We start from the raw sequence: 11,312 nt of genomic DNA on the forward strand, positions 1-11,312 counted from the left end.
ACTTGCTTACTTATATCTCTCCCGCCAGGGCTTTCATTTAACTAAAGGGTGCACCATTTATTTTTACCGTTTTTACCGATGGTTGTGCCGAATTCAAAAAAGCGGAAATGAATACACTATGGCACGTTACACTGGTCCCAAGACCAAAATTTCCCGCATTTTCGGAGAGCCCATCCTGGGCAATGGCAAGTGGCTGAGCAAGAACTCGAACCCTCCCGGACAGCACGGTGCGCTGCGCAAGCGCAAACAGCTCGGTGAGTACGCCCTCCAGCTCCGCGAAAAGCAAAAGGCCAAGTACACCTACGGCCTGCTCGAAAAACAATTCCGCAAGACGTTTGACGAAGCAGCACGCCGCAAAGGTGTTACAGGTGAAAACCTGATCAAGTTACTGGAAGCCCGTCTGGACAACACCATTTTCCGTATGGGTATCGCTCCCTCCCGCCCGGCTGCCCGCCAGCTGGTGTCGCACAAGCACATCACCGTTAACGGCGCGATCGTGAACGTTCCTTCCTACCAGCTGAAGCCCGGCGATGTGGTAGCCCTGAAGGACAAGTCGAAAGACAACGCCACGGTTACCTCGTTCGTACGTGAAAAGAACCCGAAATTCGGCTGGATTGATTTCAACGCCGGCAGCTTCACGGGTACCTTCATCACCTACCCCGAGCGCGATTCCGTTCCGGAGAGCATCAAGGAGCAACTGATCGTCGAACTGTACTCGAAGTAATCAATAGCCGGAGACGATGCTTGCATCGTCTTCCGCTTTTTTGCACTTCGACTGCGCTCAGCGCGACAAATGCGTTTCGTGCAGGACTGCTGCCCACTGTTCTAGTGAGCGCAGTTGAACGATGACGAAGGACCATTAACTTGTTCAAACTCTAAAACCTGAAATACATGGCCATTTTAAATTTTCAGAAACCCGACAAGATCGTTCTCCAGAAAGTAACGGACTTCGAAGCCCAATTCGAGTTTCGTCCGCTGGAGCCGGGCTACGGCGTCACCATCGGTAACGCCCTGCGCCGCGTGCTGCTGAACTCGCTTGAAGGCTACGCCATCACCGGTGTACGCATCGAAGGCGTGGATCACGAATTTGCGACCATCAAAGGCGTTTCTGAAGACGTGGTGGAGATCATCCTCAACCTGAAGCAGGTTCGTTTCAAGAAGATCGTCGACCACGAGGTACAGAATGAGAAGATCACCCTGTCGGTGAAAAACCGCACGGAGCTGACCGCCGGCATGCTGGGCGAGGGCACTTCCTCCTTCCAGATCATGAACCCCGAGCTGCTCATCTGCACCCTCGATTCGTCGGCCAAGCTCGAGATCGAGCTCAGCATCGGCCGCGGCCGCGGCTATGTGCCCGCTGAAGAGAACCGCCCCAAGGATGCCGCCCTCGGCCTCATCCCCATGGACGCCATCTACACGCCCATCAAGAACGTGAAATACGCCATCGAGAACACCCGTGTGGAGCAGCGTACCGACTACGAGAAGCTCGTGATGGAAGTGACCACCGACGGCACCATTCACCCCGAGGAAGCCGTGAAGCAAGCTTCGCGCATCCTCATCCAGCACCTCATGATCATCACCGATGAGAACATCACCTTCGATTCGAAAGAAGAGAAGAAGGAAGACATCGTGGACGAGCAGACCCTCCAGCTCCGCAAGGTGCTGAAGACCCCGCTGGAAGACCTGGATCTCTCCGTTCGCGCTTTCAACTGTCTTAAGGCAGCCAAGATCAACTCGCTCAGCGAGCTGGTACAGTACGAGCAGGAAGACCTGATGAAGTTCCGCAACTTCGGCCAGAAGTCCCTTTCCGAGATCGAGCAGGTGCTCAACGAGCGCGGCCTCCATTTCGGTATGGACCTCAGCAAACTCGGTCTTGACCGCGAAGAGTACTAAAACAATCGCCTCGTCTGCTCATGTGCTAACCTGCTCATGGATCCCTGATGTCGGATGTCTGATATCTGATCTGGTTGGTAGCGAACAAGCGTTAGCAGACTAGCACATCAGCACATTAATCCCTCATGTAGGCTGCAATTCCTGACACGGTGCAGCCGATAAAACTCAAATGTCATGCGTCACGGAGACAAAATCAAAAACCTGGGCCGAACCAAATCGCATCGCGATGCCCTGATGATGAACCTTACGATCTCGCTGATCGAGCACAAGCGTATCGTTACGACCCTGGCCAAAGCCAAGGCCCTGCGCGTTTACGCCGAGCCCCTGATCACGAAGGCGAAAGAAAACACCACGCACCAGCGTCGTATCGTTTTCGCCTACCTGCAGAACAAGGAAGCCATCAAGGAACTGTTCGGAACCATTGCCGAGAAAGTGGCCGGCCGCCCCGGTGGCTACACCCGTATCATCAAGCTGGGCATCCGCCCCGGTGATGCCGCTGAAATGGCAATGATCGAGCTGGTTGATTTCAACGAGATCTACGGCAAGGCAACCGCCAAGAAGGACGAACCCGCCAAGCGTACCCGCCGCGCAGGTGCTGCCAAGAAGAAAGCCGAAGCCCCCGCGGCCGACGCGCAGACCGAAGCACCGGAAGCCCCCGCAGCCGACGCCACGGAAGCTACCGAGCAACAGCCTTCCTAAGCGAACCTTCGCTACAAGTCATAGAGGCAGCGCATGTGCGCTGCCTCTTTTTGTTTGTTAGGGCTGAGTTTCCTACTTTTACACATAACTAAAACTTATTATAGCCAACTGCTTATGAAATCGTTATTGCTACCCGTACTCCTCCTCCTGGGCCTCTGTGCAACCGCCGGCGAACCGGGCGATACTACCCAAATCAACAAACTGGCCGAAGAGCTGGTAAAGCTTCAGAAGATTGAGCAAGGCCTCAAGTACCAGACCGGTAAAATCAGCCTGACCAATGGCGTTGCCACCGTGAACGTACCCAAAGGCTTCCGCTTCCTGGGCCCCGAAGACAGTAAAAAAGTGCTGGAAGACGCCTGGGGCAACCTCCCCGGCGACGCGCCGCTCGGCATGATCGTGCCTGGCGATGAAGGCAGCGCCATCAACGCCGACTATGCCTTTATCGTTCAGTACGAAGGCATGGGCTATGTGAAGGACAACGACGCCGACAAGATCAACTACGACGACCTGCTGAAGCAAATGAAAGAAGACGGTGTTGCCGCCAACGCCGAACGCCGCAAGCAGGGGCTGCAAACCCTCGACCTGCTTGGCTGGGCCAGCAAGCCGCATTACGACAAAGCCAATAAGATCCTCTACTGGGCCAAGGAAATCCGGGCGGAAGGCTCCGAAGAGCACACGCTCAACTACGACATCCGCGTGCTCGGCCGCAAAGGCGTGCTCGTGTTGCAGGCGGTAGCCGGTATGAGCCAGCTCGATAGTGTCAACGTGCATATCAAAGACGTGCTGGGCATGGTGGCCTTCAACGAGGGGCACCGCTACGCCGACTTCGATTCCAACACGGACGAAATCGCCGCCTGGACTATCGGCGGCCTCGTAGCCGGCAAGGTGCTCGCCAAGGTGGGCTTCTTCGCCATCATCCTGAAATACATCAAGCTGATCGTGCTCGGCCTCGTAGCCATCGTGGGCGGCATCTGGCGCCGCATCACGGGCCGCAAAAAGGAGGACGACGGACCGATTGCCTACGATCCCGCCCCCGACCCTGCCCCGGCTCCCGAGCCGGCGCCGGTGGAAGAAAACGCCTGATCGGACAGTTTAGTTGAAGGGCCCATGTGCAATGCGCATGGGCCCTTTTATTTTGGGCTTTTGGATTACCCAAAATTTTACAGAAAATTTCCCGCTAATTGCCCCCTTCGGAAAGCAGGGGGCTATTTTTGCGCCCATGACCCCTCAACGTGAAGCCCTCCTTGTACTCGAAGACGGCACCGTGTGCCGCGGAAAAGCCTTTGGCGCTATCGGAACCACCGGCGGCGAGATCTGCTTCAATACCGGGATGACCGGTTACCAGGAAGTGTTTACCGACCCCAGCTACTACGGCCAGGTGCTCATCATGAACAATGTGCATATTGGCAACTACGGTGTGAAGGAAGCCGACGTGGAAAGCGATGCGATCAAGATCAAGGGACTGATCGGCCGCAACCTCGAGGAGCTCTTCTCCCGCCGCCAGGCCGAGGGCTCGCTCGACCAGTACCTCATAGACCAGAACATCGTAGCCATCGAAGGCGTGGACACCCGCGCGCTGGTGGCGGCAATCCGGGACAAAGGCGCCCAGAACTGCATCATCTCCTCCGAGATCCTCGACCCCGAAGAGCTGAAGAAGAAGCTCGCTGAAGTGCCCGATATGGACGGCCTGGAGCTCGCTTCGCTGGTAAGCACACGCGTGTCTTACGAACTCGGCGACCCTGCTTCGCCGGTGCGCATCGCCGTGCTCGACTTCGGGGTGAAGCGCAACATCCTCAACTGTATGACCGACCGCGGTGCCTATGTGAAAGTTTTTCCCGCGAAGGCCGACCCGGCTGAGATCCGGGCCTTCGGCGCCAACGGCTACTTTATCTCCAACGGCCCCGGCGACCCCGCGGCTATGGACTATGCCATCGGCACCGTGCGCGAGCTGCTCAACGACAACAAACCCACCTTCGGCATTTGCATGGGCCACCAGCTGCTGGCGCTCGCCAACGGCATCCCCACATTCAAGATGCACCACGGCCACCGCGGGCTCAACCACCCGGTAAAGAACCTGCTTACGGGCCGCTGTGAGATCACAACGCAGAACCACGGCTTCGGTGTAGACCCTGAAGCGGTACGGAAAGCCGATCACATCGAAATCACCCACGTGAACCTCAACGACCAATCCATTGAAGGGATCCGCGTCAAGGGAAAGCCGGCCTTCTCGGTGCAATACCACCCGGAAGCCACGCCAGGCCCGCACGACAGCCGCTACCTCTTCGACGACTTCGTGGAGATGGTCCGTAGTTATACGGGAACGAACTAAAAAGAAAACCGGCCCCAGGGGCCGGTTTTCTTTTTAGCGGGAAGCGATCAGCAACTGCAACCGCGAAGCACCTTTTTTTCGCTGACTCAGCTCGAGCCAATAAACGCCGGGCGGGAGGCCGGCGACCGGGATGGTGGCCTGCGTGCCCGACGGGAAGGGCCGCTCCAGTACTTTCTGCCCGGCGGCATTGAACAACCGAAGCGTAGTGCCGCTCCAGTTGCCGGCCGGCAGCCTTATTGTTACCGATGTGCGCGCGGGGTTGGGGTACACCGCCCATTGCCCGGGCGGCAATAACTCCGGCACCGAGGTGAGCACGCGCTGTACGGTCTTCGTCTTGCTCAGGATCCAGAGTTGCGGATCGATGATCATCGTGTCGGGCGTAAAGCCCAGGTTGAACGTGAACAGCTGTCCCGTCTGCGTATGATTGGCGACAACGGTGGTGTCGTGCGTGGCGTCTTTAAACTGCAGCGGTACGGGCATTTCATAGAAGGAAACAGAAGGATGCGACTGCGTCTGGCTGAGCGTTACCTGTACGGAGCCGCCACTGAGCGGCGTCCATTGCGCGCTGTAGTTGGGAAATCCCTGGCCGTAAAACCAGTCGTTGAAAAATTCAGCGAGCGATTGCACGCTTTCCGCTTCCAGGTTGCGCTGCAGGTCGGCGGTGAGCACCGTGCCGTAGGCGATCGTCGGATCGTTGAGATAACGGCGGAGGCCCCGGTAAAACACGGAGTCGCCCAATTTCCAGCGAAGCATCACACCCAGGTAGCCGCCTTTTTTGTAGGTAAGACGGTTGTCGAAGATCCGCGCCTCGTTGACGGTGTCGGCCGGCGGTATGTAAACCGATCCATTCGTGAGCGCCGTAACGGTGTTCGTCCAGCTTTGCAGGAAAGGCACGCGCGTGGCCGGCGCGGTGAGCAGCATGAACTGGAATTCCATGTAGCTCGCAAAGCCTTCGTTGAGCCAGATGTCGCTCCAGCTGCGGCAGGTGACCTTGTCGCCGAACCATTGGTGGGCGAGCTCGTGCGCCACCAGTGGCTGCGAGGTGGAGCCCAGGAATGTATTGGTCTGGTGCTCCATCCCGCCACCCAAATTCCATTGGGTCTGGCCGTACCGTTCGTTGAGAAAGGGGTAGTCGGAAATGAGCGGTGTGAATTCCTGCAGGCAGAATTTCGCTGTGCCCAGGATCGGCTGGAAGGCCGTGGAGTTTTCCGGGTAGGCGTACAATACCAGCGGCAGGTCGCGGCCCGGGAGCGTAGCGTTGTCCGTGCTGATAACGTAGTTGGTGGCGGCCACGGCCACGAGGTACGGCGCAATGGGATAGCGGTGCTTCCAGCGCGTGGTGCGCATCCCTGCCGTCACGCTTTCCTCCACGGGCAGCCCGTTCGACGAAGAAATATATTGGGAGGGACAGGTGATGTACAGGTCCACGGAGTCGGCCTTGTCGGCGTTTACATCTTTGCAGGGCCACCAATGGCTGGCGCCGTACGATTCGGACTGTGTGAAGAGCAGGGGCGTGCCGGCATGGTTCGTGGTTACGTAATACCCGCTGTTGGGCGGCGTGCCCCGGTAGTGTACACGCACCGAGTCAAGCGCCCCCGCCGCGATCGGGGCGGCGAAGTTGATCTTGAGGCTGTTGTCGGTGCCGCGCACGAAGGTGGCATTGCTGCCGTGGTAAACAACGCTGTCCACCGTCAGCTGGTTGTGCAGGTCGAAGGTGATGGACGTGGCGGTAGCCGTGGCGCGGAAGCGCGTCATGACGGCGCCGGTGATGGTGCGCACCGCGGGGTTGACGGTCCAGTAACAGCGGTAGTAGGTTACGTCGTAATTGGAAGAAGCCACCGAGTTGACCCGCTGGGTGCGGGCGGCCTGAAAATGGCGCCGCTCGGCACTGATCAGCGCTTTGGTTTCGGAAGCAGTTAGCTGGGCGGCCGCGGAAAAAGAGCCCAGGAGCAGCAGGTAGAGGAATGTGTTTCGCATAGACGGGAATACGCGTTCGCGCCAGCCAATTTACAGCATAATTGCATCAAGGCTCCGAACCGTTGCATTAACTGTCGATTTACCTTAGTGAAATGAAGATCGCCATCATCAATGGTCCCAACCTCAACCTGCTGGGCAAGCGCGAAACGGATATCTACGGCAACGAGCCTTTCGAAACCTACCTCGACCGCCTGCGCGGACGCTATAAGGAACACGAGCTGCACTACTATCAAAGCAATGTCGAAGGAGAGCTGATCAACGAATTGCAGCGCGCCGGCTTCGGCTACGATGGCATCATTCTTAACCCCGGCGGCTACACCCACACATCGGTGGCCATCGGCGATGCCATTGCTGCCATCCCGGCGCAGGTGGTGGAAGTGCATATTTCGAATGTGCATGCCCGTGAAGAATTCCGAAAACTGTCGCACGTGTCGGGAAAGGCCGCCGGCAGCATCTTCGGACTCGGCCTGCGCGGTTACGAGCTGGCGCTGCTCTGGCTGCTTGGGTAGCTTTCGGCAAGCACGCGCTGCATGTCGGCGCACACCTGTGCAATGAAGGCCAGCTGGCCTGCGAGCAGCGGCTCGGGCGTCGCTTCCCCGGTAGCTGTCGGTACTGCGGCTGTATCCGCTTTTTCTTTCGCTACCGGGGCTCCCACCAGTTCGGCGGCAGAGGAAAGCGACAGCAAGGCTTTGTGCGCCAGCTGGCGCAGCGGTGCGGGCGCAGGCCGCGGCTCCTTCTGCCGCAGCTCGGCAAGCGCCGAGGCAATGTTGGAGAAGAGGATATGCTGCAACACGATGAACTGCTGCAATTGCTGGGTAGCACGCTGCAACGTACGCGGCTCATTGAGCATCCGTTGAAAGGCGGCCGAAAGGTTCGCGGTCTGCACGTAGATCTCCTTGCGCGTCAGCTTATAGGGCAGCGGCGCGACCGTCTTACCTTCCAGTGCCTGTGCCAGCAGCGACAGGTAGCGGCGGTCGGCGGAGAGCAGTCCCTGCAGGTGGGCCGACAACTGGCGAGCCTCCCAGGAAGGGAACAGCAGTACGCTGCAGCCGAAGGCGAGTGCGCATCCAAGCACCGTGTCGAAGAGGCGCTCGAGCGCTACTTCCCGGAACGGCATGCCCAGGAACGAAAACAGCAGGATCACAAAAGGCGTGGTGAAGATCACCATCACGAGGTAGTTGATCCGCATGAATGAATAGGTGAGCAGCATGCACAGCACCATGATGGCAAACTGCGCTTTCGTTGAAGGGACCAGTAGTAATACGGTCACGCCCAAAAGTCCGCCGGCCACGGTGCCGATGATGCGGTGGATGTTGCGCTCGCGCGTCAGGCTGAAGGCCGGCTTCAGGATGAAGGCGATGGTGAGCAGCACCCAGTAGCTGTGTTGCCCGTAGCCGATGAGCAGCGTCATTCCGTATCCGGCGAGACAGGCCACAGCTACGCGAAGGCTATGGCGGAACACGCCGGAGCCGAGCGTAATGTTGTCGGCGAAAATGCGCGGGTCGAGGGGTTGGTGATTAACGAAGCGGCCGTGGTCAAGGCGGTTGCTGCGCTCTCCGGGCTCGGCGGCGAAATAGCGTTCCAGCTCACTCATCCGCTGCGTCAACCGCCGCAGGTTGACGAGAATCTTGCGGAGCACCAGGTGACTTTCACTCGGCAGCTTCGGCAACGCATCCATTTCCGCCTTGAGCGCGGTCAATTGCTCCTCAACGGCGAGCCCGTTTTGGTATGGCCGGTTCATCTGCACGGCCGCGCCCATCGCGTCGATCTCGCGGGCCAGCGTGCCGATCAGCGCCGATATTTTTTCGAGCATCCCTGTTGCGGCAAAGCGTTCGCGCAAGGAGGCATAGTCGTAATAGATATGCGTCATCTCCTCGAACAGGTCTACGGCCTCCACGAACATGAGCACGAGGCGGCGGCCGGGCAGTGTCGTTTCCTGCACGATCTGGCGCGTCTTGAACAGGATCTCCCGCACGGCGTCCTGCTTTTCGTGCACGATCACCTGGCGCGCTACCATCTTGCGGTAATCTTCGAGCAGGTCGGTGGACGGGTCGTAGAAGCGGGCTTTGGTTTCCAGGTAACGGGCCATCTCGCGGAGGCAGTCGCCCAGCACCCGTTGTGCCGGTCGGTAGGGGCTCATGAGCGAAAACAGCTGGCTCAAGCTGAAGTACCACAGCCCGCCCGCGGCGATGAGCGCCGCGTGGACCAGCGCCCCGGCCGGCGGCGTTTCCTTGTCCATCGTCAGGATCATGATCAGGATGGCGGCATTGCCCACACCGGCGGCGCGCGGGCCGTAAGCATTGAACATCGAAAAGAAAAAAGCGACCGCCACCAACTCAACGGCCATTGTGGCCGGGTGCATCCGGGCAAAAGTGGTGAGCGTGGCGATGACGAAGAGGGCAAGGGTGGCGAGCAGCATGCCGTTGCGCTTGTTGGTCAGGGGACCGGGTGCATCGGTGAGCGACACGCAAAGGGCGCCCAGCGACAGGGTCATGCCCAGCTCGAAGCGCCCGGTGTAAAATCCGGCCAGCGCAGGAACAAGGATGGCCACCGTCGTGCGCAGCCCGTCCGCAAAGGCCTGGCTGTAGAGAAAGTAGCGGATCTCCCGCCGTTCGAAGCGCAAGGGTAGGGGCATCATGGGCTGGCTGCGAAAGTACGCCCCGGCCTTTCCTGAGCAAAAACAGGCCGCCGGCTAAGTTGCCTCATCAGGAGCTTTCCCGTTCCTGCCGTTCTTTGCAGCTGTATGAAAACTCCCGTCCGTTACCAGTCGCCCGCGGAAGCGCTTTCCATCGTTCAGTCCGGCCAGCGCGTCTTTGTTCAGGGAAGCGCGCAAACGCCTACCTGCCTGCTGCGGGCGCTTGCCGCCGAGGCCCCACGCCTGCGGGACGTGGAACTGGTTTTTATTACGGTGTATGGCGACATACACGTGAACCGCCCCGACCTGTCGGAAAGCTTTCGCCTTAACTCGCTGTTCGTGTCGGCGTCTATTCGCCAGGATGTGGCCGAGGGGCGCGCCGACTATGTGCCGGTATTTCTCAGCGAAATTCCCAACCTGTTCAACCAGGGCGTGCTGCCGGTGGACGTGGCGCTGGTGCAGGTGTCGCCGCCCGACGCACATGGCTACTGCTCGCTGGGAGTATCAGTGGACGTAGCCCGTTCCGCCGTCAACAATGCGCGCTTCGTGGTTGCGCAGGTAAACAGCCATGTGCCGCGCACCCACGGCGACGGCCTCATTCACTCCAGCCGCTTTCATGCGCTGGTAGAATGCCATGAGCCGCTCTATGAAGCCCGCTTTGGCGACAAGGCGGGACCCGAGGAGGAAAAGATCGGCATCCACATCGCCGGCCTCATCGAAGACCGCTCTACACTGCAGATGGGCATCGGTGCCATTCCCGACGCCGTGCTCCGCTCGCTTACCGGCCATAAAGACCTGGGCATGCACACAGAGATGTGCTCGGACGGCGTCGTTGATCTCTTTGAGCGCGACATCATCAACAACCGCTACAAGAAGATCCATCCCAATAAAGGCGTCGCCGGCTTCGCGCTCGGCACCCGGCGCCTGTACGATTACGTGGACGACAACCCGGCATTCCAGTTTCTCGACATCGACTATGTAAACGACCCGCACATCATCCGCCGCAACCCGCGGATGGTGGCCATCAACAGCGCCATCGAGATCGACCTTACGGGGCAGGTGTGCGCCGACAGCATCGGTACCTACCAATTCAGCGGCGTGGGCGGGCAGATGGACTTTATGCGGGGCGCGGCCCTCAGCGAGGGCGGCAAACCCATTATCGCGTTGCCATCGCGCACGGCCAAGGGCGTTCCGAGGATCGTGCCTTTCCTCAAGCCCGGCGCCGGTGTGGTCACCACGCGCGCGCACGTGCACTACGTAGTGACGGAATACGGCATTGCGTATTTATACGGTAAAAACCTGCGGCAGCGCGCCAAAGCCCTCATCGGCATCTCCCATCCAAACGACCGCGAAGCGCTCGAGCGGGCCTGCTTCGAACGGTTCAAGGTGTTTTAAGGGTTTCTGCTCCAGGAAAGAAGAAAAGGGGAAGAGGCCACGCATTTGGGCTGGTCTTTTCAATCCATACCGCAAAAAGCGCAATTCATACCGAAACCGCCCCGCGCCGGCTTGCCTTGTATTTATACGGGGCGGAACCTTGCGTCCGCCACCAGCCTGTGTTTGTGATCGGGCGCGGTCTCTCCGTGGCGTATGGGCCCCGGTAACTTTCATTTGGACAGGTTTGCGAAAAAAATAACTTTGTCAGTAGTAATCACCCTTTTTCGTTTCCCCAACGCTGATTACGGCGCCAAATTCCGGCGAGAAACCCGTCTGCTGAACCTACTGCACCAATCCATCCATATTATTTGCCCGCAGTGGCCCGAAGCCCTGCGCCTCCCCGTT

At 59.0% G+C, this 11,312-nt stretch carries 9 protein-coding genes; 7 read left to right on the forward strand and 2 right to left on the reverse strand.

Going from position 1 to position 11,312, the window contains the following annotated elements:
- Positions 1-118 precede the first annotated feature (118 nt).
- From rpsD to carA, 5 genes are all read left to right on the forward strand, one after another.
- On the forward strand, positions 119-724 hold the full coding sequence (rpsD, locus tag E0486_RS11500; RefSeq protein ID WP_131852322.1) for a 30S ribosomal protein S4: 606 nt from the start codon (positions 119-121) through the stop codon (positions 722-724).
- Between the two features lie 167 nt (positions 725-891).
- Positions 892-1,893, forward strand: coding sequence for a DNA-directed RNA polymerase subunit alpha (locus E0486_RS11505; RefSeq protein ID WP_131852323.1), 1,002 nt, complete (start codon positions 892-894; stop codon positions 1,891-1,893).
- Positions 1,894-2,067: 174 nt separating this feature from the next.
- Positions 2,068-2,592, forward strand: coding sequence for a 50S ribosomal protein L17 (rplQ, locus tag E0486_RS11510; protein WP_131852324.1), 525 nt, complete (start codon positions 2,068-2,070; stop codon positions 2,590-2,592).
- A gap of 114 nt (positions 2,593-2,706) precedes the next feature.
- Positions 2,707-3,675 (forward strand): DUF2167 domain-containing protein, encoded by a 969-nt coding sequence (locus E0486_RS11515; RefSeq protein WP_165917298.1) that lies wholly within the window; start codon positions 2,707-2,709, stop codon positions 3,673-3,675.
- 136 nt (positions 3,676-3,811) lie between these two features.
- Positions 3,812-4,921, forward strand: a complete 1,110-nt coding sequence (gene carA / locus E0486_RS11520) for a glutamine-hydrolyzing carbamoyl-phosphate synthase small subunit (protein ID WP_131852326.1) — start codon at positions 3,812-3,814, stop codon at positions 4,919-4,921.
- A gap of 33 nt (positions 4,922-4,954) precedes the next feature.
- Here carA and E0486_RS11525 read toward each other — a convergent pair whose 3' ends face one another.
- The gene (locus tag E0486_RS11525; RefSeq protein WP_131852327.1) at positions 4,955-6,898 is read right to left on the reverse strand and encodes a M1 family metallopeptidase; all 1,944 of its coding nucleotides are present in this window, start codon (positions 6,896-6,898) and stop codon (positions 4,955-4,957) included.
- A 92-nt stretch (positions 6,899-6,990) separates the two neighbouring features.
- Between E0486_RS11525 and E0486_RS11530 the strand changes: the two genes are divergently transcribed.
- Positions 6,991-7,407: a type II 3-dehydroquinate dehydratase gene (locus tag E0486_RS11530; RefSeq protein ID WP_131852328.1), complete on the forward strand. Its 417-nt coding sequence runs from the start codon at positions 6,991-6,993 to the stop codon at positions 7,405-7,407.
- Here the strand turns inward: E0486_RS11530 and E0486_RS11535 are convergent.
- The gene (locus tag E0486_RS11535) at positions 7,374-9,536 is read right to left on the reverse strand and encodes an FUSC family membrane protein (RefSeq protein WP_131852329.1); all 2,163 of its coding nucleotides are present in this window, start codon (positions 9,534-9,536) and stop codon (positions 7,374-7,376) included. The genes E0486_RS11530 and E0486_RS11535 overlap by 34 nt on opposite strands.
- Before the next feature lie 105 nt (positions 9,537-9,641).
- Between E0486_RS11535 and E0486_RS11540 the strand changes: the two genes are divergently transcribed.
- Positions 9,642-10,928, forward strand: a complete 1,287-nt coding sequence (locus tag E0486_RS11540; protein WP_131852330.1) for an acetyl-CoA hydrolase/transferase family protein — start codon at positions 9,642-9,644, stop codon at positions 10,926-10,928.
- The last annotated feature ends 384 nt before the right edge of the window (positions 10,929-11,312 follow it).

Origin of the sequence: Flaviaesturariibacter aridisoli (assembly GCF_004343705.1) — a bacterium.
Lineage (GTDB): Bacteria > Bacteroidota > Bacteroidia > Chitinophagales > Chitinophagaceae > Flavisolibacter > Flavisolibacter aridisoli.

Coding starts and splice junctions, on each gene's coding strand:
- rpsD (WP_131852322.1), top strand. CDS start 119: ATGGCACGTTACACTGGTCCCAAGACCAAAATTTCCCGCATTTTCGGA.
- E0486_RS11505 (WP_131852323.1), top strand. CDS start 892: ATGGCCATTTTAAATTTTCAGAAACCCGACAAGATCGTTCTCCAGAAA.
- rplQ (WP_131852324.1), top strand. CDS start 2,068: ATGCGTCACGGAGACAAAATCAAAAACCTGGGCCGAACCAAATCGCAT.
- E0486_RS11515 (WP_165917298.1), top strand. CDS start 2,707: ATGAAATCGTTATTGCTACCCGTACTCCTCCTCCTGGGCCTCTGTGCA.
- carA (WP_131852326.1), top strand. CDS start 3,812: ATGACCCCTCAACGTGAAGCCCTCCTTGTACTCGAAGACGGCACCGTG.
- E0486_RS11525 (WP_131852327.1), bottom strand. CDS start 6,898: ATGCGAAACACATTCCTCTACCTGCTGCTCCTGGGCTCTTTTTCCGCG.
- E0486_RS11530 (WP_131852328.1), top strand. CDS start 6,991: ATGAAGATCGCCATCATCAATGGTCCCAACCTCAACCTGCTGGGCAAG.
- E0486_RS11535 (WP_131852329.1), bottom strand. CDS start 9,536: ATGATGCCCCTACCCTTGCGCTTCGAACGGCGGGAGATCCGCTACTTT.
- E0486_RS11540 (WP_131852330.1), top strand. CDS start 9,642: ATGAAAACTCCCGTCCGTTACCAGTCGCCCGCGGAAGCGCTTTCCATC.